Source organism: Burkholderia pulmonis, from assembly GCF_984667975.1.
On sequence record NZ_OZ480186.1, the window covers coordinates 1,639,343 to 1,661,341 of the forward strand.

Here is a 21,999-nt window from a genome sequence, read left to right on the forward strand (position 1 = left end):
GGCGGCCGGCCGCTACAGCGGAATCTTGCCGGTGCAGATGTCCTTGAACATCACCCAGTCGCCCATCAGGCTGTAGATCGGGTGCCGGAACGTGGCTGGGCGGTTCTTCTCGAAGAAGAAGTGTCCGACCCACGCGAACCCGTAGCCGCAGACGATCGCCGCCGGCAGCCACAGCCAGTTGCCCGTCGCGATCGCCATCGCGATGCAGCCGATCACGCCGAGCGAGCCGATGAAATGCAGCCGCCGCGACGTCAGGTTCTGGTGCTCGTTCAGGTAATACGGGTAGAAATCAGCGAAGCTGGCGAATTGCTCGGAATGGGTATGCGCCATGGCCGTCTCCTCGGGCCGCCATCGATGGGGTCATTGTGCGGCGGCCGGCCCGTGTCCGCAAGCGGGGGGCGGCCCGCGGCCCCGGGCCACGCTTTCCTTTTGACAGGCTTTCCGATAGGATCGAAAGAGGATTTGCATTCAAGCATGAGGGGACTACGATGCGCGTCAGCGATATTCTGAAAGTGAAGGGCAACACGCTGTTTACGGTGACGCCCGATATGCCGCTGCGCGAAGCGGTCGATACGATGGCCGAGCACGACATCGGCTCGCTCGTCGTGATGGAGTACGGCGATCTCGTCGGGATGCTGACATTCCGCGAGATCATCCTGCGCCTGCATGTGAACGGCGGGGCGATCGGCGACGTGCAGGTGCGCAAGGTGATGGACGAGCCGCTCACGTGCACGCCGGAAACGGATGTCAACGAAGTGCGCCGGATGATGCTCGAGCGCCACGCGCGCTACATGCCGGTGCTCGACAAGAAGGTGCTGATGGGCGTCATTTCGTTCTACGACGTCGCGAAGACGGTCGTCGAGGCGCAGAGCTTCGAGAACCGGATGCTGAAGGCGTACATCCGCGACTGGCCGGAATCGGAAGCCGAAGCGCACAAGCCGTGAAGCATGCCGCGCCCGGCACCTTGATGCGTGGGCGCCGCCATCCGGCACGCGGCGGCGCAGGCTTGTCCTGCGCCGCCGTTTTTTCAACGACAACACGAGGCCCGCGCAGCTTCGCCAAGACGATGCGCGCGTATTCCGCATGAGCGATCACACGCAAGCCACTTCGGGGCGGCGCGACGAAAGTCGTGCCCACGCATCGCAGTTCGACCTGCTGCGCGAGCGCCGTTTCGCGCCGTTCTTCACGACGCAGTTCCTCGGTGCGCTGAACGACAACGTCTTCAAGATCGGCTTCACGTCGCTCGTCACCTATCACACTGCGCGGTTCTCCGGCGTCGATGCGAAGACGGCCGCGTTCCTGATTTCCGCGATTTTCATTCTGCCGTTCGTGCTGTTCTCGGCGACGTCCGGCCAGATCGCCGACAAGTACGACAAGGCGACCCTCACGCGCTTCGTGAAGACGTTCGAGATCGCGCTGATGCTGGTCGGTGCGGCCGGGTTCGTCACGCACAGCGCAACGCTGCTGTATCTGTGCACGTTCATGATGGGGATGCACTCGACGCTGTTCGGGCCCGTCAAGTATTCGTACCTGCCGCAGCATCTCGGCGAGCATGAACTGGTCGGCGGCAACGGTCTCGTCGAGATGGGCACGTTCATCGCGATCCTGATCGGCACGATCATCGGCGGCGCGGCTGCCGGCATCGACGGCGGCGAGCGCGTGCTCGCGGTGAGCGTCGTCGTCATCGCGCTTGCGGGGCGGCTCGTCGCGCAACGCGTGCCGTCGACGCCGGCGCCGCAGCCGGATCTCGTGATCAACTGGAACCCGTTCAGCGAGACCTGGCGCAACCTCGGGCTCGCGCGCCAGAACCGCACGGTGTTCCTGAGCCTGCTCGGCATCTCGTGGCTGTGGTTCGTCGGCGCGACGTTCCTCACGTCGTTCTTCAATTTCGCGAAGGACGTGCTGTCCGCGAGCCCCGACGTCGTCACGATCCTGCTCGCGACGTTCTCGGTCGGCATCGGCCTCGGCTCGCTGTTGTGCGAGCGGCTGTCGCAGCGTCGCGTCGAGATCGGCCTCGTGCCGCTCGGCTCGATCGGCATCAGCGTGTTCGCGATCGAGCTGTATTTCGCGAGCCATGCGCTGCCGTCGCCCGGCCACCTGCTGTCGGTCGGCGAATTCCTGGCCGGCGGCCGACACTGGCGCATCCTCGCCGACCTGTTCCTGCTCGCGATGTTCGGCGGCTTCTACAGCGTGCCGCTGTACGCGCTGATCCAGAGCCGCAGCGCGCCGACGCACCGCGCGCGGATCATCGCGGCGAACAACATCCTGAACGCGTTGTTCATGATCCTGTCGGCCGTGATGGCGATGGGGCTGACCAAGGCCGGCGTCGACATCCCGGGGCTGTTCCTCGTCACGGCGCTGCTGAACGTGATCGTCGCGACGTACATCTACCTGCTGGTGCCCGAGTTCCTGCTGCGCTTCGTCGCGTGGGTGCTGGTGCACACCTTCTACCGGATCCGCCTCGTGCACGCGGAGCGGATCCCGGCGGAAGGGGCGGCGGTGCTCGTGTGCAACCACGTCAGCTACGTCGATGCGCTCGTGCTGGCCGCCGCGAGCCCGCGCCCGATCCGTTTCGTGATGGATCACCGGATCTTCAAGACGCGTTTCGCGAGCTGGGTGTTCCGGCATGCGAAGGCGATCCCGATCGCACCGCGGCACGAGGATCCGGCGATGCTCGCCCGCGCGTACGACCTGTGCGAGGCTGCGCTGAAGGACGGTGAACTCGTGTGCATCTTCCCCGAGGGCAAGCTGACGAAGACGGGCGACATCAACACGTTCCACCACGGCATCACCGAGATCCTGGGCCGCACGCCGGCGCCGGTGATTCCGATGGCACTGCGCGGGTTGTGGGGCAGCTATTTCTCGCGGCATTCCGATGCGCGGATGCCGCGGCCGATCAGGCGCGGTGTAATGAGCCGGCTCACGCTGGCGGTCGGCGAGCCGATCCCGGCGTCGGTCGCGACGCCCGAGTCGCTGCAGGCGGCGGTGACCGAACTGCGCGGCGCGCGGAAGTAGGCGGGGCCGCCCGGCACCGTGCCGGCATCCGGTTGCCGCGGGGCCTGAACGGGCTGCCGGCTGAATCATCCGGGCCGCTCATGCACGTACCGTGCGCCCGGCCGGGGTTCCATGCGGCCCGCGGGCCCGGGACGGCTGGCATAATAGCGGTTTACCTCTTTTTTCGACCGGCAAACGATCGACCTGCCTGCGGCCCGGGCAGCGCATCGGTTTGCCCATTTCTCTTTGGGCGGTTCCATCATGTCCGGCAATACCCTCGGCACGCTTTTCACTGTCACGACCTTCGGCGAATCGCACGGTCCCGCGATCGGCTGCGTGATCGACGGCTGCCCGCCGGGGATGGGGCTGACCGAAGCCGACATCCAGGTCGAACTCGATCGCCGCAAGCCCGGCACGTCGCGGCACGTGACGCAACGGCAGGAGGCCGACGAGGTCGAGATCCTGTCGGGCGTGTTCGAGGGCGTGACGACGGGCACGCCGATCGCGCTGCTGATCCGCAACACCGACCAGCGCAGCAAGGACTACGGCAACATCGTCGAGACGTTCCGTCCGGGCCATGCCGATTACACCTACTGGCAGAAATACGGCATCCGCGACTACCGCGGCGGCGGCCGCTCGTCCGCGCGCCTGACCGCACCGATCGTCGGCGCGGGTGCGGTCGCGAAGAAGTGGCTGCGCGAGCGCTTCGGCGTCGAGGTGCGCGGCTTCATGAGCGGTCTCGGCGACATCGACGTGCCGTTCGTCGACTGGTCGCACGTGCACGAGAATCCGTTCTTCTCGCCGAACGCGGCGGTCGTGCCGGAGCTCGAGGCCTACATGGATGCGCTGCGCAAGGATGGCGATTCGATCGGTGCGCGCATCGACGTTGTCGCGTCGGGCGTGCCGGTCGGTTGGGGCGAGCCGGTATTCGACCGCCTCGATGCGGACATCGCGAAGGCGATGATGAGCATCAACGCGGTGAAGGGCGTCGAGATCGGCGCAGGCTTCGACAGCGTCGCGCAGCGTGGCTCGGTGCACGGCGACGAGCTGACGCCGGGCGGTTTCGTCGGCAATCATGCGGGCGGCGTGCTCGGCGGGATTTCGACGGGGCAGGACATCACGGTGTCGATTGCGATCAAGCCGACGTCGAGCATCCGTACGCCGCGCCGTTCGATCACGAAGGCCGGCGACGAAGCGACGGTGGAAACGTTCGGCCGCCACGATCCGTGCGTCGGCATCCGTGCGACGCCGATCGCCGAGTCGATGCTCGCGCTGGTGCTGATCGACCATGCGCTGCGCCATCGCGCGCAGTGCGGCGACGTCGAAACGCCGACGCCGAAGATTGCCGGCAGCGCGACCTGATGCAGGCGGGCGGGGCGCCGCGCGCCTCGTCTCGAGCGTCGGGCTTCGGGCGATGAATGCGAAAACGGGGCGCTGCGTGATGCAGCGCCCCGTTTCGTTTGCGGCGGCTTACAGTGCAAAAAAACGCGCCGCTCGTGGCGGCGCGTTCCGGCAGATTACATGTTCGGGTAATTCGGCCCGCCGCCGCCTTCCGGCGTGACCCACACGATGTTCTGCGTCGGGTCCTTGATGTCGCAGGTCTTGCAGTGCACGCAGTTCTGCGCGTTGATCACCAGCCGGTCGCTGCCGTCGTCGTTCTTCACGAACTCGTACACCGCCGCCGGGCAGAAGCGCCCCTCCGGCCCCGCGTACGTGCGCAGGTTCACGTTCACCGGCACGTTCGCATCCTTCAGCGTCAGGTGCGCCGGCTGGTTCTCTTCATGGTTCGTGTTCGAGATGAACACCGACGACAGCCGGTCGAACGTCAGCTTGCCGTCCGGCTTCGGATACTCGATCGGCTGGCATTGCGACGCCGGCTTCAGCATCTCGTGGTCCGCATGCTTGTGGTGCAGCGTCCACGGCACGTTGCCGCCCATCACCTTCTGCTCGAGCCCGACCATCAGCGTGCCCAGGTACAGGCCCTTCGCCATCCACTGCTTGAAGTTGCGCGCGCGGTACAGCTCCGTGTACAGCCACGACTGCTTGAACGCGTCCGGGTAGGCATTGAGCTCGTCGCTCTGGCGGCCCGCCTGCACCGCGTCGAACGCGGCGTCGGCCGCCAGCATGCCGGTCTTGATCGCCGCGTGGCTGCCCTTGATCCGCGATGCGTTCAGGAAGCCCGCGTCGTCGCCGATCAGCGCGCCGCCCGGGAATACCGTCTTCGGCAGCGACAGCAGCCCGCCCGCCGTGATCGCACGCGCGCCGTACGACACGCGCTTGCCGCCTTCCAGGAACGCGCGGATCGACGGATGCGTCTTGTAGCGCTGGAATTCCTCGAACGGCGACAGGTACGGGTTCGTGTAGCCGAGGCCCACCACGAAGCCGACCACGACCTGGTTGTTGTCCATGTGATACAGGAACGAGCCGCCGTACGTATCGGACTTCAGCGGCCAGCCGGCCGTGTGGATCACGAGGCCCGGCTTGTGCTTCGCCGGATCGATTTCCCACAGTTCCTTGATGCCGATCCCGTACGCCTGCGGCTCGGCGTTCGCGTCGAGCTTGAACGTCGAGATCAGCTGGCGGCCGAGGTGGCCGCGGCAGCCTTCGGCGAACAGCGTGTATTTCGCGTGCAGTTCCATGCCGAGCTGGAAGTTCTCGGTCGGCTCGCCGTCCTTGCCCACGCCCATGTTGCCGGTCGCGACGCCCTTTACCGAGCCGTCGTCGTTGTAGAGGATCTCGGCGGCCGGGAAGCCGGGGAAGATCTCGACGCCCAGCGCCTCGGCCTGCGCCCCAAGCCAGCGCGTGACGTTGCCCAGCGAAATGACGTAGTTGCCGTGGTTCTGGAAGTTGGCGGGCAGCGCCCAGTTGGGCGTCGTGACCGCGCTTTGCTCGGACAGGAACAGGAAGCGGTCTTCCGTCACCTCGACGTCGAGCGGCGCGCCGCGTTCCTTCCAGTCGGGGAACAGTTCGTTGATCGCGCGCGGGTCCATCACCGCGCCCGACAGGATGTGCGCGCCGATCTCGGAACCCTTCTCGAGCACGCACACGCCGATCTCGGTGCCTTTCTCGGCGGCCAGCTGCTTGAGCCGGATCGCCGCCGACAGCCCGGCGGGGCCGCCGCCCACGATCACGACGTCGTATTCCATCGATTCGCGCGGGCCGTATTGCTCGATGAGGCTTGCGGGGGTCATTGGCGTTCCTCTAACCGTTAGAATGCTTTTATTCGGGAGCGTATTGTCTGCGAAACGAAACGCTTGCCGCAACAACATGCGAATAGATTAGCACGATCGTTCTATTTATTGTGCTAGGGTAAGGCTGCCCGGGCTGTGCCGCCCGGGCGGGTGAAACGACATCGAAAGGGGATGTGCAAAATGGGTCGATCGATCAATCTGGAAGGCAAGGTTGCGCTGGTCACGGGCGCGTCGAGCGGCCTCGGTCAGCGCTTTGCGCAGGTGCTGTCGCAGGCCGGCGCGAAGGTCGTGCTCGCGAGCCGCCGCGTCGAGCGCCTGAAGGAGCTGCGCGCGGAGATCGAGGCGGCGGGCGGCGCCGCGCACGTCGTGTCGCTCGACGTGACCGACGTCCAGAGCATCAAGGCGGCGGTCGCGCATGCGGAGACGGAAGCCGGCACGATCGATATCCTCGTGAACAATTCGGGCATCTCGACGATGCAGAAGCTCGTCGACGTGACACCGGAGGATTTCGAGTCGGTGTTCGATACGAACACGCGCGGCGCATTTTTCGTCGCGCAGGAAGTCGCCAAGCGGATGATCATGCGCGCGAACGGGAGCAGCAACGGCAAGCCGCCGTGCCGGATCATCAACATCGCGTCGGTGGCCGGGCTGCGCGTGTTCCCGCAGATCGGACTGTTTGCGATGAGCAAGGCCGCGGTCGTGCAGATGACGCGCGCGATGGCGCTCGAGTGGGGGCGCCACGGGATCAACGTCAATGCGATCTGTCCGGGCTATATCGATACCGAAATCAATCATTACCTGTGGGAATCCGAGCAGGGCCAGAAGCTGCAGTCGATACTGCCGCGCCGGCGCGTCGGCAAGCCGCAGGATCTCGACGGGCTGTTGTTGCTGCTCGCGGCCGACGAGTCGCAGTTCATCAACGGTTCGATTATCTCCGCCGATGACGGCTTCGGCCTCGCCTGAGCGGATGACATTCAGCAACAAAGAAGACTGCAATGAGCGCAACAAGCGATTACTCCCCCGTTTTTGAGATGTCCATGCCGATCCGCTGGGGCGACATGGACGCGTTCGGCCATGTGAACAACACGGTCTATTTCCGCTACATGGAGCAGGCGCGGATCTCGTGGTTCGAGCAGCTCGGCATCGCCGGCGGCAACGGCGAAGGGCAGGGGCCCGTCATCGTCACCGCGTCGATGGAATTCCTCAAGCAGCTGCACTATCCGGGCGACGTGATCGCGACGATGTCGGCCGCGAAGCCCGGCCGAAGCAGCTTCGACACCGGGTTCGAGCTCACGCGCGCAGACGATCCGCAGCACGTCTATGCGCGCGGCAACGCGCGCTGCGTGTGGGTCGACTACGCGCTCGGCAAGTCGGTGCCGCTGCCGCAACTGCTGCGCGACACGATCGAGCGCGCGCTCGCGGCGAAGATCGGCTGAGTGCCGATGCGGCGAGGCCGGCACGGCGTGCCGGTGAGTCGCCATGCCCGTTGTCACCCGAATCGGCCGCCATGCGCGGCCGATCGTCATTCGGATGCGCCATCCACTGCGGGTTCACTGCCCGAGCAGGCGCTGCAGAAGCTCCGGCGTATTGCTCGTTCCGTACTTGCGCATTAGCCGTGCGCGATAGATGTCGACCGTGCGCGAGCTGATGCCGAGCACGCGTCCGATCTGCTTGCTGGTCTTGCCGGTGGCGAGCTGCGCGGCGATCTCGCGCTCGCGCGGGGTCAGCTCGACCGCGACGCGGCGCGTCGCGCTCAAATCCTCGAAGGTCCACACGCCGGCCGCGAGCGGCGCGGTGCGATCGAGCGCGCGGCCCGTCACGTGGCACCAGAACAGCTCGCCGTCCGCGCGCTTCATGATTCTGTCATCCGAGTAGATGCCGTTCGCGGCCATCACGCGCGCGATGCGCTCGCCGATGCGCTGGAACTCGTCCGTCGACGGGTAGAGCACCTCGTACGATTTTCCGGTCAGGTCGGCCCGCGCGCAGCGGAAGATCGACGCGAGCGCGTCGTTGCAGTCCTCGATCACGCGGTCGCGCGACAGCACGAGGCCGAGCGGCGCGAGGTGGAAGGCAGTCTGGTAATCGAGAGCGGGCATGGCGCAGGCAAGCGGAGGCAAACGCTTATGTATTTTTGCGTATTGTGCCGCATCCGCGCCGCATCGTACCCTTTCAGGCATCTCGCGACGGTTTGTCGCGACATAAAAACAGCGCGCTTCGACGCAGGCATTGCCGCGCATGCATAGAATGGTGCGGCGGGCTTGCGGGCCAGGTGGGCGCGTGAACCGGTTTCGCTGGTTTCCATAGAGGAAGGGACAACTGATGAACAAAGTCTATCCAAGCGCGGCTGCCGCGCTGGAAGGGATCGTCCGTGACGGACAGACCTTCGCGGTGGGCGGCTTCGGCCTGTGCGGGATTCCCGAGGCGCTGATCGCGGCATTGCGCGATACGGCCGTCAAGGGCATCACCTGCATCAGCAACAACGCGGGCGTCGACGGCTTCGGCCTCGGCCTGCTGCTGGAAACGCGCCAGATCAAGAAGATGATCTCGTCGTACGTCGGCGAGAACAAGGAGTTCGAGCGCCAGTACCTGGCCGGCGAACTCGAGCTCGAATTCACGCCGCAAGGCACGCTCGCCGAGAAGCTGCGCGCGGGCGGCGCGGGCATCCCCGCATTCTTCACGAATACCGGCTACGGCACCGTGATCGCGGAAGGCAAGGAAACGCGCCAGTTCGGCGATCGCCACTACGTGCTGGAGCCGTCGCTGACGGCCGACGTCGCGCTCGTGAAGGCGTGGAAGGCCGACAAGTCCGGCAACCTGATCTACCGCCGCACCGCGCGCAACTTCAACCCGATGTGCGCGATGGCCGGCAAGATCACCGTGGTGGAGGTCGAGGAGATCGTCGAGAACGGCACGCTCGATCCGGACCAGGTCCACACGCCGGGGATTTTCGTGCAGCGCATCGTGCTGAACGCGACGCCGGAAAAACGCATCGAACAACGCGTCGTACGCGCGAAAGGAGACTGACATGGCCTGGAATCGTGACCAGATGGCCGCGCGCGCGGCGAAGGAATTGCAGGACGGCTTCTACGTGAACCTCGGCATCGGCCTGCCGACGCTCGTCGCGAACCACGTGCCGGAAGGCGTCGAGGTGTGGCTGCAGTCGGAAAACGGCCTGCTCGGCATCGGCCCGTCGCCGACCGAAGACGAAGTCGACGCCGATCTCATCAACGCCGGCAAGCAGACCGTCACGACGCTGCCGGGCTCGTCGATCTTCTCGTCGGCCGATTCGTTCGCGATGATCCGCGGCGGCCACATCAACCTCGCGATCCTCGGCGCGATGCAGGTCAGCAAGCAGGGCGACCTCGCGAACTGGATGATCCCCGGCAAGATGATCAAGGGGATGGGCGGCGCGATGGACCTCGTCGCGGGGGTGGGGCGTGTCGTCGTGCTGATGGAGCATGTCGCGAAGGGCGATCAGCACAAGATCCTCGAAGCATGCAACCTGCCGCTGACGGGCGTCGGCGTGGTCGACCTGATCATCACCGATCTCGGCGTGATCGAAGTGACGCCGGCCGGCCTGAAGGTGCTCGAGCTCGCCGACGGCGTGAGCGCCGACGAGATCCAGGCGAAGACGGGCGCACCGCTCGACGTCAGCGCGGTCAAATAAATTCGCCGCGCATCGGCGCGGATTCGACGCCCCGCATGCCGGACGACGGCATGCGGGGCGTTTGTCATTGCGCATCGGCGGGCTGCCTGCTCGGGGCCCGATGAGCCGACCCGTACGGCGGAAGCGGTTTACAATCGTTTGCATCGGGCGTCGCAAGCGTTGCCCCGCGCGTCGCCCCCCGTTCTCGACAGGATGCCAACGATGCCAACGACCCCAGCGAATCCTCCGGTTCCCCGCCAGCGGCGCGTGCAGTGTGCGAGCGCGGCCGGCCTTCACCACATCGCCTATACCGAGTGGGGCGATCCCGCCAATCCACGCGTACTGGTTTGCGTGCACGGCCTGACTCGCTCCGGGCGCGATTTCGACCGGCTCGCCGCCGCGTTGTCCGATACGTATCGTGTCGTCTGCCCCGATGTCGCCGGGCGTGGCCGGTCGGACCGGCTGGCCGATCCGCGACTCTATGCGATTCCGCAGTACGTGGCCGACATGGTGACGCTGATCGCACGGCTCGACGTCGAATCGGTCGACTGGTTCGGCACATCGATGGGCGGCCTGATCGGCATGGCGCTTGCCGGGTTGCCCGGTTCGCCGCTGCGCCGGATGATCGTCAACGACGTTGGCCCGCGCATCGAACCCGATTCGCTGACGCGTATCGGCGAATATCTCGGCGTGCAGCCGCGCTTTGCGACCGAGCAGGAGGCGATCGACTATCTGACGTCGCTGTCGCTGCCGTTCGGGGCGCTGAGTGCCGACGAATGGCGCGAGATCAACGGGCCGCTGCTGCACGAGCTGCCGGAAGGCGGCTGGACGATGCGCTACGATCCGCGCATCGCCGAGCCGTTCAAGGCGACGACGCCCGAACTGGCCGCGCTCGGCGAGGCCGCGCTGTGGCATGCCATCGAGACGACGGATGCGTCGCTGCTCGTCGTGCGCGGCGAGACGTCCGACCTGCTGTCGCGCGAGACGGTGGCCGACATGGTGCGTCGCGGCCGGCATGTGACACATGCCGAGATTCCGGGTGCCGGCCACGCGCCGGCGTTCGTCAGCACCGACCAGATTGCGCTCGCGCGGCGGTTTTTCGTCGAAGGCGACGCATAAACGCGTCATAATATGCGGTTCGGCGGCACGCGGGCCGTGCCGCCGTCCGATTTCCTCACCCATTCACGACCGGAACATTCCATGGCAGTCATTCGTCACCACGTCGGGGCCCGTCTCTCCGAAACCGCGATCCACAACGGTACCGTGTATCTGGCCGGCCAGATCGCCGAAGACACCACGCAGGACATCAAGGGCCAGACGCGCGAAGTACTCGGCCACATCGACCGCCTGCTCGCCGAAGCGAACAGCGACAAGGCACATCTGCTGTCGGTGCAGATCTACATCTCGGATCTGGCGAACTTCGAAGGCATGAATGCGGAGTGGGACGCATGGGTCGCACAGGGCAACACGCCGCCGCGCGCGACCGTCGAGGCGAAGCTCGCGGATCCGGCGCTGCTCGTCGAAATCGTGGTCGTCGCCGCGCAGCGGAGCTGAACCGAGCGTTACCCGACGATGACCGCATTCCGCCAGGCCGTGCAATGACCGAGTCCGTTTCCGCTTCCCCCGTCGCGGCGCCGTCGTTCGACGACGTGCTCGCGTTCGTGCGCGAGCGGGCCGGCGACGCACGCCTGTCGTCCGGCGAGTTGCTCGCCGATCACTCGGCGGGCACCGCGGCAATCATGCGCACGCTGAACGTCGATCCGTCCGCGATGCAGGCCGCCGCGCTGTTCGTGCTGACGCCGCACCTGAGCGACCCCGGGCGCGAACTCACCGAGCGTTTCGGCGACGAAGTGGCGCGGCTCGTGTCTGACGTGCGCAAGCTGTTGCGGCTCGGTACCGTCAGCCTCCGCGCCGCGCAGAATGCGGTGCCCGACGCCGGGCGCGATGCGGCGGAGGAGCGGCGCACGCAGATCGAGGCACTGCGCAAGATGCTGCTCGCGTTCGCGCAGGACATCCGCGTGGTGCTGATCCGGCTCGCGTCGCGGCTGCAGTCGCTGCGCTACTACGCGGCCGCGAAGATCGAGCCGCCGCCCGACGTCGCGCGCGAGACGCTCGAGATCTATGCGCCGCTCGCGAACCGCCTCGGTATCTGGCAACTGAAGTGGGAGCTCGAGGATCTCGCGTTCCGCTTCGAGGATCCCGTCACCTACAAGCGGATCGCGAAGCTGCTCGACGAAAAGCGCATCGAGCGCGAGGCGTATGTCACGCAGGCGATCGGGCGGCTGCAGCAGGAGCTCGCGGAAGCGCACATCCAGGCCGACGTGAGCGGCCGGCCGAAGCATATCTACAGCATCTGGCGCAAGATGCGCGGCAAGGAGCTGGATTTCTCCGAGCTGTACGACGTGCGCGCGTTTCGCGTGATCGTGCCCGACATCAAGGATTGCTACGCGGTGCTCGGGATCGTGCATCACCTGTGGCAGCCGGTGCCGAAGGAATTCGACGACTACATCTCGCGGCCGAAGCCGAACGGCTACAAGTCGCTGCATACGGTCGTGATCGGCGACGACGGCCGCGCGTTCGAAGTGCAGATCCGCACGCAGGAGATGCATCGTTTCGCCGAGTACGGCGTGGCCGCGCACTGGCGCTACAAGGAGGCCGGCGCGCGCGGTTACGGCGGTCAGTTCTCGGCGAGCGACAAGTACGACGAGAAGATCGCGTGGCTGCGCCAGTTGCTGGCGTGGAAGGACGATGTCGAGGACGGCACCGAGGTGTCGGGCGACCAGGCGTGGGCGCAATTGCGCGAGACGTCGCTCGACGACGATCACATCTACGTGTTGACGCCGCAGGCGCGCGTGATCGCCCTGCCGCAGGGCGCGACGCCGGTCGATTTCGCATATCACCTGCACAGCGAGCTCGGCCACCGTTGCCGTGGTGCGCGTGTCGACGGCGTGATGGTGCCGCTGAACACGTCGCTCGCGAACGGCCAGACGGTCGAGATCGTCGCGGTGAAGGAGGGCGGGCCGTCGCGCGACTGGCTGAACCTGCAGCTCGGCTACATGAAGAGCCCGCGTGCGCGGCAGAAGGTGCGCGCGTGGTTCAACTCGATCGAGCAGGAAGAAAACGTCGCGCACGGCCGCGCGCTCGTCGAAAAGACGTTGCAGCGCGAGGGCAAGACGTCGGTCAGCCTGGATAATCTCGCCGCGAAGCTCGGCTTCAAGTCGCCCGAAGAGCTGTTCTCGGTCGTCGGCAAGGAAGAGTTCAGCCTGCGCAACGTCGAGCACGCGCTGTCCGATGCGCCGCCGCCTGAGCCGGCACCCGAGGCGCCGGCCGATTTCGAGAAGCGCAGCAGCGGCGCAAGCGTGGCGCATGGCGCGTCCACCGGCGTGCTGGTGGTGGGTGTCGACGCACTGCTGACGCAGCTCGCGCGCTGTTGCCGCCCGGCGCCGCCCGATCCGATCAGCGGTTTCGTCACGCGCGGCAAGGGGATGTCGATCCACCGCACCGACTGCCCGACGTTTCGCCGGATGGTCGAACGGGCGCCGGAGCGCGTGCTGCAGACGACCTGGTCGGCCGACGTGCTGGGCGGGCGCGGCGTGTCCGTCTACCCGGTCGACCTGATGATCGAGGCGAGCGACCGGCAAGGGTTGCTGCGCGACATCTCCGAAGTGTTCGCGCGCGAAAAGATGAACGTCGTGGGTGTGAAGACGCAGAGCCGCCGCAATGCGGCATTCATGCAGTTCACGGTCGAGGTGTCGAATTCGGCGCAGGTGCAGCGCGCGTGCACGCTGCTCGGCGAGGTGCAGGGTGTGGTGCGGGCGGGGCGGAAGTCATGATGGGGTTGGTGCCCCATTATTTTGCTGCGACCGCATAAAAGCGCTTGCCAAACCTGTAGCAGCTCCATATAATCTTAGCTTCACTAGGCTCGTAGCTCAGCTGGTTAGAGCACCACCTTGACATGGTGGGGGTCGTTGGTTCGAGTCCAATCGAGCCTACCAACGAATTGAGAATGCCCGGCCTCCGGGTGTTCGATGCAGTAAATTACTCAACGCGAACAAGGCGAATACGGTTATGACACCGCGAACGTTGACCGAAACTACTTCGGAGCGACGCTAGTCGAGGAACGTTTTCGCCCTTTCAGTTTGAGTGAAGTATCGAATGCGGCCCCTCGAAAGCGGGGCCGCATTTTTTTTGTCGCGAAATTTCACGCGTGATTTTCATTCCGCGTACCTGGTCTGCCGCCCACTGTCGGCATCACGGAGATTGCTATGGTTTCGATACGCTTGCCTGACGGCTCAGTTCGACAATACGAGCATCCGGTGACAGTTGCCGAGGTTGCAGCCTCGATCGGTCCCGGCCTCGCCAAGGCTGCGCTTGGTGGCAAGCTCGATGGCGAGCTCGTTGATGCATCGACGGTGATCGACCGCGACGCATCGCTCGCGATCGTCACGGACAAGGATGCCGACGGTCTCGACATCATCCGTCACTCGACGGCGCACTTGCTCGCCTATGCGGTGAAGGAACTGTACCCGGACGCGCAGGTGACGATCGGCCCGGTGATCGACAACGGCTTCTATTACGACTTCTCGTACAACCGCCCGTTTACGCCCGAAGATCTGGAAAAGATCGAAAAGCGCATGCAGGAGATCGTGAAGAAGGACGAGCCCGTCACGCGCCGCGTCGTGTCGCGCGACGAGGCGGCCGGTTACTTTCGCAGCATCGGCGAGAAGTACAAGGCCGAGATCATCGAATCGATTCCGCAAAGCGACGAAATCAAGCTGTACTCGCACGGCGGCTTTACCGACCTGTGCCGCGGCCCGCACGTGCCGTCCACCGGCAAGCTGAAGGTCTTCAAGCTGATGAAGGTCGCGGGCGCGTACTGGCGCGGCGATTCGAAGAACGAACAACTGCAGCGCATCTACGGCACGGCCTGGACGAAGAAGGAAGACCAGGACCAGTACCTGCACATGCTCGAGGAAGCGGAAAAGCGCGACCATCGCAAGCTCGGCAAGCAGCTCGACCTGTTCCACATGCAGGAAGAGTCGCCGGGCATGGTGTTCTGGCATCCGAAGGGCTGGGCGCTGTGGCAGCAGGTCGAGCAGTACATGCGCCGCCGCGTGAACGACGCCGGCTACCTCGAGATCAAGACGCCGATGATCATGGACCGCTCGCTGTGGGAGGCGTCGGGCCACTGGCAGAACTATCGCGAGAACATGTTCACGACGGAGTCGGAGAAGCGCGACTACGCGATCAAGCCGATGAACTGCCCGGGCCACGTCCAGGTGTTCAAGCACGGCCTGCGTTCGTACCGCGACCTGCCGCTGCGTTACGCGGAATTCGGTTCGTGCCACCGCAACGAGGCATCGGGCGCGCTGCACGGCCTGATGCGCGTGCGCGGCTTCGTGCAGGACGACGCGCACATCTTCTGTACGGAAGATCAGTTCATTTCCGAGTCGATCGCGTTCAACACGCTGGCCATGAGCGTGTACAAGGACTTCGGTTTCGAGCACATCGACATCAAGCTGTCGCTGCGCCCCGATCAGCGCGCGGGCACGGACGAGACGTGGGATCGCGCCGAGCAGGGTCTGCGCGACGCGCTGACGGCCTGCGGCCTCACGTGGGAAGAGCTGCCGGGCGAGGGTGCGTTCTACGGCCCGAAGATCGAGTACCACATCAAGGATGCGCTCGGCCGTTCGTGGCAGTGCGGCACGCTGCAGCTCGACATGGTGCTGCCGGAGCGCCTTGGCGCCGAGTACGTGGCGGAAGACAACAGCCGCCGCCGGCCGGTGATGCTGCACCGCGCAATCGTCGGTTCGATGGAGCGTTTCCTCGGCATTTTGATCGAGCACCACGCTGGTGCAATGCCCGCCTGGCTCGCGCCGTACCAGGCAATTGTGCTGAATATCGCCGAAAGTCAGGCCGAATATGCGCACGCTCTGGCCCAATCGTTGCAAAAACAAGGGGTTAGAGTGGCGGCAGATTTGCGCAACGAGAAGATTAGCTATAAAATACGCGAGCACACGCTGGAAAAGGTGCCTTATCTCCTCGTCGTGGGCGATAAGGAGCGTGATGCGCAAACGGTAGCCGTGCGTGCCCGTGGCGGCGTCGATCTTGGCGTAATGCCGGTCGAAGCCTTCGTTGAGCGTCTGCAGGAAGACCTGCGCTCGTTCAAGTAACCGCCCTGGCAGCGCGGCTCGTTTTTTTAATTTTTAGAGGAAACGTAACATCGCTACTGATAAGTCGTCGCACCGCATCAACGGTGAAATCACTGCGCCGGAAGTGCGTCTGGTCGGGATCGAGAACGAACCGCTCGGTATCGTAAAACTCGCTGATGCTTTCCGTAAATCGGAAGAACTGGATGTTGACCTGGTGGAAATCGCGCCGCAAGCGGTTCCCCCGGTTTGCCGTCTGATGGATTACGGCAAGTTCAAGTACCAGGAATCGAAGAAGCAGCACGAAGCGAAGCTGAAGCAGAAGGTCATCCAGGTCAAGGAAGTCAAGTTCCGCCCGGGTACCGATGACGGTGACTACAACGTCAAGCTCCGCAATCTCGTGCGCTTCCTCGAAGAGGGCGACAAGACGAAGATCACGTTGCGTTTCCGCGGCCGTGAAATGGCTCACCAGGAAATCGGTATGCGGATGCTTGAGCGTCTGCGCACGGATCTCGAGGAAGTCGGCCAGGTCGAGCAGATGCCGAAGATGGAAGGGCGCCAGATGATCATGGTGCTTTCGCCGAAGAAAAAGAAGTAACGAGCCCGCGCGCCTTGCGCGCAGGTTCGGCAGAGGTTCGGCGCGTTGCCCGGTCAGGGCGGCGTGCCAACAATGACGGCGGCTGCGCAAGCGGGTCGCCGTACACAAGTGGACTGGGTTTCGAAGGGCGGGTCAAGGGCGCAAGCCAACCGCACACCCATCGCCATCTAATAAACTGGAGTTGTTCGTCATGCCTAAGATGAAGACCAAGAAGAGCGCTGCAAAGCGCTTCGTGGTGCGTCCGGGCGGTACCGTCAAGCGCGGTCAAGCCTTCAAGCGTCACATCCTGACCAAGAAAACCACGAAGAACAAGCGCCACCTGCGCGGCGCAACGGCAGTTCATGATTCCGATCTGAACTCCGTCCGCGCAATGCTGCCGTTCGCGTAACCCCTCAACTGATACTCCAAGGAGAGAAACATGCCTCGAGTCAAACGTGGGGTAACCGCACGGGCCCGCCACAAGAAGATCATCAACCTGGCCAAGGGTTATCGCGGCCGCCGCAATAACGTCTACCGCATCGCCAAGCAGGCGGTGATGCGCGCTGGTCAGTACGCGTACCGCGACCGCCGCAACAAGAAGCGTGTGTTCCGCGCACTGTGGATCACGCGTATCAACGCGGCAGTTCGTCAGCACGACATGACCTACAGCGTGTTCATCAACGGCCTGAAGAAGGCGTCGATCGAACTCGACCGTAAGGTGCTGGCTGACATGGCGGTGTTCGACAAGGCTGCTTTTGCTGCGATCGTCAAGCAGGTGAAAGCCGCCGTTGCAGCCTAATTGAGAAATTAGCACTGCGTGGTTAGTTGCAGCGATGTTCCGGTAATCTCGGCCGCTGCAGCGAAAACGGGGCTCTTCCGAGCCCCTTTTTTGTTTGGTGGAGCAGTTTCGCTCGCCAAGACCGAATGACGTTGGAAATGATGGGATCTATGGATCTGGACCAGATTGTCGCCGACGCGCAGCAGTCCTTCGAACAGGCTGCCGACATCACCACGCTCGAAAACGAGAAAGCACGCTTTCTCGGCAAGTCGGGTGCGCTGACCGAGTTGCTGAAGGGCCTCGGCAAGCTCGATCCCGAAACACGCAAGACCGAAGGCGCACGCATCAACGTCGTGAAGCAGCAGGTTGAGGCCGCGCTGACCGCCCGTCGTCAGGCACTGGCCGACGCGCTGCTGAATCAGCGCCTCACTGCTGAAGCGATCGACGTGACGCTGCCGGGCCGCGGCGCCGGTGCGGGCAGCCTGCACCCCGTGATGCGCACGTGGGAGCGGGTCGAACAGATTTTCGGCTCGATCGGTTTCGATGTGGCCGACGGCCCCGAAATCGAGACCGACTGGTACAACTTCACGTCGCTGAACAGCCCGGAGAACCATCCGGCGCGTTCGATGCAGGACACCTTCTACGTCGAAGGCAAGGACGCCGACGGCCGCCAGCTGCTGCTGCGCACGCACACGAGCCCGATGCAGGTGCGTTATGCGCGCATGAACCGTCCGCCGATCAAGGTGATCGCACCGGGCCGCACGTATCGCGTCGACAGCGATGCGACCCACTCGCCGATGTTCAATCAGGTCGAGGGGCTGTGGATCGACGAAAACATCAGCTTCGCCGACCTCAAGGGCGTCTATACCGACTTCCTGAAAAAATTCTTCGAGCGCGACGACATCCTCGTGCGCTTCCGTCCGTCGTATTTCCCGTTCACGGAACCGTCGGCCGAGATCGACATGATGTTCGAGCAAGGCAAGAACGCGGGCAAGTGGCTCGAGATCTCAGGCTCGGGGCAAGTGCATCCGACCGTGATCCGCAACATGGGCCTCGATCCCGAGCGCTATATCGGCTTCGCGTTCGGCAGCGGCCTCGAGCGCCTGACGATGCTGCGCTACGGCGTTCAGGATCTCCGGCTGTTCTTCGAGAACGACCTGCGTTTCCTGCGCCAGTTCGCATAACGCCGCTCGCCGCGCCGACCTGTGCCCGCGCATGCCCCGACGGACGATCCGACGGGGGCCGGGCGTCGATCTAACCTGTTTCGAACGTAGACATCCATGCAATTCCCTGAATCCTGGTTGAGAACCTTTGTCGACCCGCAGCTGACGACCGACGAACTGTCGCACGCGCTGACGATGGCGGGGCTCGAAGTCGAATCGCTGAGCAAGGCTGCGCCGCCGACGTCGAAGATCGTCGTCGGCCGCGTGCTCGAAGTCGTCAAGCATCCGGATGCGGACAAGCTCAATGTCTGCCAGGTCGACGCCGGCACCGGCGCGACGCTGAACATCGTCTGCGGCGCACCGAACGTGGCGCCCGGCATCAAGGTGCCGGTCGCGCTGGTCGGCGCGGAGCTGCCGCCGGCGGAAGAGGGCGGCAAGCCCTTCGCGATCAAGCTGTCGAAGCTGCGCGGCGTGGAGAGCCAGGGGATGCTGTGCTCGGCGCGCGAGCTGAAGCTGTCCGAGGATCACAGCGGCCTGCTGGTCCTGCCGGAAGATACGCCGGTCGGCCAGGACATTCGCGAGACGCTCAACCTCGACGACACGATCTTCGAAATCAAGCTGACGCCGAACAAGGCCGACTGCCTGTCCGTGTTCGGTATCGCGCGCGAGACGGCCGCGATCACCGGCGCGCCGCTGACGCCGGTCGACATTCGGCTGGTGCACGCCGAGCTCGACGAAACGCTGCCGGTGCGCATCGCCGCGCCCGATCTGTGCGGCCGCTTCTCGGGTCGCGTGATCCGCGGCGTGAACGCGCGCGCGAAGACGCCGCAGTGGATGGTCGAGCGCCTCGAGCGTTCGGGCCAGCGCAGCGTGTCCGCGCTCGTCGACATCTCGAACTACGTGATGTTCGAACTCGGCCGCCCGTCGCACGTGTTCGATCTGGACAAGATCCACGGCGGCATCGAGGTGCGCTGGGGCAAGCGCGGCGAATCGCTGAAGCTGCTCAACGGCAACACGGTCGAACTCGACGAAACGGTCGGCGTGATTTCGGATGACCGCCATGTCGAGAGCCTGGCCGGCATCATGGGCGGCGACAGCACGGCCGTCACGCTCGACACGACCAACATCTATCTCGAAGCCGCGTTCTGGTGGCCGGACAGCATCCGCGGCCGCGCGCGCAAGTACAACTTCTCGACCGATGCGGCACATCGCTTCGAGCGCGGCGTCGACTACGCGACGACCGTCGAGCACGTCGAACGCATCACGCAACTGATTCTCGAGATCTGCGGCGGCAAGGCCGGCCCGGTCGACGATCAGTCGGTGAACCTGCCGCAGCGCGCGCCGGTGAAGATGCGCGTGTCGCGCGCGAACCGCATCATCGGCGTGAAGATCGGCGCCGACGAGATCGCCAGCATCTTCACGCGCCTCGCCCTGCCGTTCGAGCGTGAAGACGATGCGTTCCTCGTCACGCCGCCGTCGCACCGCTTCGACATCGAGATCGAGGAAGACCTGATCGAGGAAGTGGCGCGCATCTACGGTTTCGAAAAGATCCCGGCACGTCCGCCGGTCGCGACGAGCGAAATGCGCGCGACCAACGAGACGCGGCGCTCGATTCACGACATCCGTCACGCGCTCGCCGCGCGCGACTACGCGGAAACCGTCAACTTCAGCTTCGTCGATGCGGAGTGGGAGCGCGATTTCGCGGGCAACGACAACCCGATCCGGCTGCTGAACCCGATCGCGAGCCAGCTTTCGGTGATGCGCACGACGCTGTTCGGCAGCCTGGTCGCCGTCCTGCGTCACAACCTGAACCGCCGCGCGGATCGCGTGCGCGTGTTCGAGTCGGGCCGCGTGTTCCTCACGGATGCGTCGGTGAAGGCCGGTGAACTGGCGGTCGAAGGTCATGCGCAGCCGAAGCGCGTCGGCGCATTGGCGTACGGCCCGGCAGTCGACGAGCAGTGGGGTGTCGACACCCGTGCGGTCGATTTCTTCGACGTGAAGGGCGATCTCGAGGCGCTGTTCGCGCCCGCGGCTGCGCGCTTCGTGAAGGCCGAGCATCCGGCCCTTCATCCGGGTCGCAGCGCACGCATCGAGGTCGATGGCCGTGCGGTCGGCTGGATCGGCGAACTGCACCCGCGCCTGATGCAGAAGTACGAGCTGCCGCACGCACCGGTGATGTTCGAAATCGACGCGGACGCGCTGATCGCGCGTGCGCTGCCGGCACCGACCGACGTGTCGAAATTCCCGCCGGTCCGCCGGGATATCGCCGTTGTCGTCGATCAGGCGGTCGAGGTTCAGGCTCTTTTCGACGAAATGAAGAAGGCGCTTGCCGAAGAGGCCTGCCGATTCGTTCAGAAGGTTGTACTCTTCGACGAATTTCGTGCAAAATCAAATACTTCCGGTGGTCTTGCCGCGAACGAGAAGAGCCTTGCCTTCCGCGTGACGCTGCAGGATGCGGCTGGCACGCTACAGGACGAGGTCGTCGATCAGGCGATCCAGACGCTGGTCGAGCGGATGGCTCGTGCCGGTGCGCGACTGCGCGGCTAAGGAGAAGGCCCGCCCGTTCGCGGGCGGCTTTTTCCCATCGTAAGTTTTGATTCAACGCGCTGTATGGCAGATATGAACGACATGACCTCGAGTGAATTCGAAGCCCTCCTGACGGCGCAACGCAGCGCCATGAACCGCGACGCTTCGGCGCCGGCGTCCACCGAGACGCCCACGCTGACGAAGGCGGAGCTGGCGGAGCTGCTGTTCGACAGCGTCGGGCTGAACAAGCGTGAAGCGAAGGACATGGTCGAAGCGTTTTTCGAGGTGATTCGCGACGCGCTCGAGAACGGCGAAAGCGTCAAGCTGTCGGGGTTCGGCAACTTCCAGTTGCGCGACAAGCCTCAGCGTCCGGGCCGAAATCCGAAGACGGGCGAGGCGATTCCGATCGCGGCCCGCCGGGTGGTAACCTTCCACGCGAGCCAGAAACTGAAGGCACTGGTCGAAAACGGCACGGAGTAAGTTCCGTGCGCTGACGCCCCCGTGCGGCCCCGCCGCGCACCCTTTACCGACGGTTAACCGACGATGACCACTACGGTTGAGAAAGTCGTCTTGCCTCCGATTCCCGCGAAGCGCTACTTCACGATCGGTGAAGTCAGCGAACTGTGCGGGGTCAAGCCTCACGTGCTGCGTTACTGGGAACAGGAATTCACTCAGCTGCGGCCGGTGAAGCGGCGCGGTAATCGTCGGTATTACCAGCATCACGAGGTGCTGCTGATCCGGCGGATTCGCGAGCTGTTGTACGAGCAGGGATTCACGATCAACGGTGCGCGCAACCGGCTCGACTCGCCGGGTAGCGCGCGGGCTGCGGCGGAGCCGGTCGAACCCGAGGTGCAGGCCGCCGATGTGCGCGTGTCCGGCAAGCCCGGCGCAACCGTCGACGTCATCGCATTGCGGCAGGCGCTGCTCGACGTGATCGACGGACTGAAGCACGACTGAGCGCGCAGCGCGAACGAG

The 21,999-nt window shown here is 64.7% G+C and carries 21 protein-coding genes and 1 tRNA gene; 19 read left to right on the top strand and 3 right to left on the bottom strand.

From position 1 onward, the window contains the following. Window positions 1-12 precede the first annotated feature (12 nt). A complete protein-coding gene (locus tag AC5LXK_RS07625) occupies window positions 13-330 on the bottom strand; it encodes an Mpo1-like protein (RefSeq protein ID WP_493391031.1) in 318 nt (105 codons plus the stop codon). Between the two features lie 158 nt (window positions 331-488). On the opposite strand from AC5LXK_RS07625, the gene AC5LXK_RS07630 reads away from it, so the two are divergent. The 3 genes from AC5LXK_RS07630 to aroC all read left to right on the top strand — a co-directional run bounded on the left by AC5LXK_RS07630 (window position 489) and on the right by aroC (window position 4,356). Continuing rightward, window positions 489-944 (top strand): CBS domain-containing protein, encoded by a 456-nt coding sequence (locus AC5LXK_RS07630; RefSeq protein ID WP_027784244.1) that lies wholly within the window; start codon window positions 489-491, stop codon window positions 942-944. A gap of 139 nt (window positions 945-1,083) precedes the next feature. After that, window positions 1,084-3,015 carry an MFS transporter gene (locus tag AC5LXK_RS07635; RefSeq protein WP_493391032.1) on the top strand — a complete coding sequence of 644 codons (1,932 nt, stop codon included), beginning with the start codon at window positions 1,084-1,086 and terminating at the stop codon, window positions 3,013-3,015. Window positions 3,016-3,255: 240 nt separating this feature from the next. After that, window positions 3,256-4,356, top strand: coding sequence for a chorismate synthase (gene aroC, locus AC5LXK_RS07640; protein ID WP_493391033.1), 1,101 nt, complete (start codon window positions 3,256-3,258; stop codon window positions 4,354-4,356). 155 nt (window positions 4,357-4,511) lie between these two features. Here aroC and AC5LXK_RS07645 read toward each other — a convergent pair whose 3' ends face one another. Further along, on the bottom strand, window positions 4,512-6,185 hold the full coding sequence (locus AC5LXK_RS07645; protein ID WP_493391034.1) for an electron transfer flavoprotein-ubiquinone oxidoreductase: 1,674 nt from the start codon (window positions 6,183-6,185) through the stop codon (window positions 4,512-4,514). Window positions 6,186-6,365: 180 nt separating this feature from the next. Here AC5LXK_RS07645 and AC5LXK_RS07650 point away from each other — a divergent pair, with 180 nt between their 5' ends. Beyond that, a complete protein-coding gene (locus AC5LXK_RS07650) occupies window positions 6,366-7,148 on the top strand; it encodes an SDR family oxidoreductase (protein WP_493391035.1) in 783 nt (260 codons plus the stop codon). Between the two features lie 32 nt (window positions 7,149-7,180). Continuing rightward, window positions 7,181-7,621 carry an acyl-CoA thioesterase gene (locus AC5LXK_RS07655; RefSeq protein WP_493391036.1) on the top strand — a complete coding sequence of 147 codons (441 nt, stop codon included), beginning with the start codon at window positions 7,181-7,183 and terminating at the stop codon, window positions 7,619-7,621. A 114-nt stretch (window positions 7,622-7,735) separates the two neighbouring features. Here the strand turns inward: AC5LXK_RS07655 and AC5LXK_RS07660 are convergent, their stop codons facing one another. After that, window positions 7,736-8,281 (bottom strand): helix-turn-helix transcriptional regulator, encoded by a 546-nt coding sequence (locus AC5LXK_RS07660; protein WP_493391037.1) that lies wholly within the window; start codon window positions 8,279-8,281, stop codon window positions 7,736-7,738. A 223-nt stretch (window positions 8,282-8,504) separates the two neighbouring features. Here AC5LXK_RS07660 and AC5LXK_RS07665 point away from each other — a divergent pair, with 223 nt between their 5' ends. From AC5LXK_RS07665 to AC5LXK_RS07730, 14 genes are all read left to right on the top strand, one after another. Further along, the gene (locus tag AC5LXK_RS07665; RefSeq protein ID WP_175844333.1) at window positions 8,505-9,209 is read left to right on the top strand and encodes a CoA transferase subunit A; all 705 of its coding nucleotides are present in this window, start codon (window positions 8,505-8,507) and stop codon (window positions 9,207-9,209) included. Between the two features lies 1 nt (window position 9,210). Next, on the top strand, window positions 9,211-9,852 hold the full coding sequence (locus AC5LXK_RS07670) for a CoA transferase subunit B (protein ID WP_493391038.1): 642 nt from the start codon (window positions 9,211-9,213) through the stop codon (window positions 9,850-9,852). A gap of 201 nt (window positions 9,853-10,053) precedes the next feature. Further along, window positions 10,054-10,950, top strand: coding sequence for an alpha/beta fold hydrolase (locus tag AC5LXK_RS07675; protein WP_493391039.1), 897 nt, complete (start codon window positions 10,054-10,056; stop codon window positions 10,948-10,950). Window positions 10,951-11,031: 81 nt separating this feature from the next. Beyond that, complete coding sequence (locus tag AC5LXK_RS07680) at window positions 11,032-11,385, top strand: RidA family protein (protein WP_014897238.1); 354 nt, start codon at window positions 11,032-11,034, stop codon at window positions 11,383-11,385. Window positions 11,386-11,429: 44 nt separating this feature from the next. Then, window positions 11,430-13,664, top strand: a complete 2,235-nt coding sequence (locus AC5LXK_RS07685; RefSeq protein WP_493391040.1) for a RelA/SpoT family protein — start codon at window positions 11,430-11,432, stop codon at window positions 13,662-13,664. A gap of 85 nt (window positions 13,665-13,749) precedes the next feature. Beyond that, a tRNA-Val gene (locus AC5LXK_RS07690) sits at window positions 13,750-13,826 on the top strand. 270 nt (window positions 13,827-14,096) lie between these two features. Further along, window positions 14,097-16,004: a threonine--tRNA ligase gene (gene thrS / locus AC5LXK_RS07695; protein WP_493391041.1), complete on the top strand. Its 1,908-nt coding sequence runs from the start codon at window positions 14,097-14,099 to the stop codon at window positions 16,002-16,004. A gap of 49 nt (window positions 16,005-16,053) precedes the next feature. Continuing rightward, window positions 16,054-16,578, top strand: a complete 525-nt coding sequence (infC, locus tag AC5LXK_RS07700; RefSeq protein ID WP_071734130.1) for a translation initiation factor IF-3 — start codon at window positions 16,054-16,056, stop codon at window positions 16,576-16,578. Between the two features lie 190 nt (window positions 16,579-16,768). Continuing rightward, window positions 16,769-16,966: a 50S ribosomal protein L35 gene (gene rpmI / locus AC5LXK_RS07705; RefSeq protein ID WP_004191477.1), complete on the top strand. Its 198-nt coding sequence runs from the start codon at window positions 16,769-16,771 to the stop codon at window positions 16,964-16,966. Between the two features lie 30 nt (window positions 16,967-16,996). Next, complete coding sequence (rplT, locus tag AC5LXK_RS07710; protein ID WP_004192938.1) at window positions 16,997-17,356, top strand: 50S ribosomal protein L20; 360 nt, start codon at window positions 16,997-16,999, stop codon at window positions 17,354-17,356. A 149-nt stretch (window positions 17,357-17,505) separates the two neighbouring features. After that, entirely contained in the window at window positions 17,506-18,519 is a 1,014-nt protein-coding gene (gene pheS / locus AC5LXK_RS07715; protein WP_059234715.1) for a phenylalanine--tRNA ligase subunit alpha, read from the top strand. 96 nt (window positions 18,520-18,615) lie between these two features. Then, entirely contained in the window at window positions 18,616-21,045 is a 2,430-nt protein-coding gene (gene pheT, locus AC5LXK_RS07720; RefSeq protein WP_493391042.1) for a phenylalanine--tRNA ligase subunit beta, read from the top strand. A 72-nt stretch (window positions 21,046-21,117) separates the two neighbouring features. Then, window positions 21,118-21,504, top strand: coding sequence for an integration host factor subunit alpha (locus AC5LXK_RS07725; protein ID WP_046545481.1), 387 nt, complete (start codon window positions 21,118-21,120; stop codon window positions 21,502-21,504). Window positions 21,505-21,567: 63 nt separating this feature from the next. Beyond that, window positions 21,568-21,981, top strand: a complete 414-nt coding sequence (locus AC5LXK_RS07730; RefSeq protein ID WP_493391043.1) for a MerR family transcriptional regulator — start codon at window positions 21,568-21,570, stop codon at window positions 21,979-21,981. Window positions 21,982-21,999 lie beyond the last annotated feature (18 nt).

What these genes read in the sequence shown, in the direction of transcription:
- AC5LXK_RS07625 (WP_493391031.1), bottom strand. Translation starts at nt 330, where the DNA reads ATGGCGCATACCCATTCCGAGCAATTCGCCAGCTTCGCTGATTTCTAC.
- AC5LXK_RS07630 (WP_027784244.1), top strand. Translation starts at nt 489, where the DNA reads ATGCGCGTCAGCGATATTCTGAAAGTGAAGGGCAACACGCTGTTTACG.
- AC5LXK_RS07635 (WP_493391032.1), top strand. Translation starts at nt 1,084, where the DNA reads ATGAGCGATCACACGCAAGCCACTTCGGGGCGGCGCGACGAAAGTCGT.
- aroC (WP_493391033.1), top strand. Translation starts at nt 3,256, where the DNA reads ATGTCCGGCAATACCCTCGGCACGCTTTTCACTGTCACGACCTTCGGC.
- AC5LXK_RS07645 (WP_493391034.1), bottom strand. Translation starts at nt 6,185, where the DNA reads ATGACCCCCGCAAGCCTCATCGAGCAATACGGCCCGCGCGAATCGATG.
- AC5LXK_RS07650 (WP_493391035.1), top strand. Translation starts at nt 6,366, where the DNA reads ATGGGTCGATCGATCAATCTGGAAGGCAAGGTTGCGCTGGTCACGGGC.
- AC5LXK_RS07655 (WP_493391036.1), top strand. Translation starts at nt 7,181, where the DNA reads ATGAGCGCAACAAGCGATTACTCCCCCGTTTTTGAGATGTCCATGCCG.
- AC5LXK_RS07660 (WP_493391037.1), bottom strand. Translation starts at nt 8,281, where the DNA reads ATGCCCGCTCTCGATTACCAGACTGCCTTCCACCTCGCGCCGCTCGGC.
- AC5LXK_RS07665 (WP_175844333.1), top strand. Translation starts at nt 8,505, where the DNA reads ATGAACAAAGTCTATCCAAGCGCGGCTGCCGCGCTGGAAGGGATCGTC.
- AC5LXK_RS07670 (WP_493391038.1), top strand. Translation starts at nt 9,211, where the DNA reads ATGGCCTGGAATCGTGACCAGATGGCCGCGCGCGCGGCGAAGGAATTG.
- AC5LXK_RS07675 (WP_493391039.1), top strand. Translation starts at nt 10,054, where the DNA reads ATGCCAACGACCCCAGCGAATCCTCCGGTTCCCCGCCAGCGGCGCGTG.
- AC5LXK_RS07680 (WP_014897238.1), top strand. Translation starts at nt 11,032, where the DNA reads ATGGCAGTCATTCGTCACCACGTCGGGGCCCGTCTCTCCGAAACCGCG.
- AC5LXK_RS07685 (WP_493391040.1), top strand. Translation starts at nt 11,430, where the DNA reads ATGACCGAGTCCGTTTCCGCTTCCCCCGTCGCGGCGCCGTCGTTCGAC.
- thrS (WP_493391041.1), top strand. Translation starts at nt 14,097, where the DNA reads ATGGTTTCGATACGCTTGCCTGACGGCTCAGTTCGACAATACGAGCAT.
- rpmI (WP_004191477.1), top strand. Translation starts at nt 16,769, where the DNA reads ATGCCTAAGATGAAGACCAAGAAGAGCGCTGCAAAGCGCTTCGTGGTG.
- rplT (WP_004192938.1), top strand. Translation starts at nt 16,997, where the DNA reads ATGCCTCGAGTCAAACGTGGGGTAACCGCACGGGCCCGCCACAAGAAG.
- pheS (WP_059234715.1), top strand. Translation starts at nt 17,506, where the DNA reads ATGGATCTGGACCAGATTGTCGCCGACGCGCAGCAGTCCTTCGAACAG.
- pheT (WP_493391042.1), top strand. Translation starts at nt 18,616, where the DNA reads ATGCAATTCCCTGAATCCTGGTTGAGAACCTTTGTCGACCCGCAGCTG.
- AC5LXK_RS07725 (WP_046545481.1), top strand. Translation starts at nt 21,118, where the DNA reads ATGAACGACATGACCTCGAGTGAATTCGAAGCCCTCCTGACGGCGCAA.
- AC5LXK_RS07730 (WP_493391043.1), top strand. Translation starts at nt 21,568, where the DNA reads ATGACCACTACGGTTGAGAAAGTCGTCTTGCCTCCGATTCCCGCGAAG.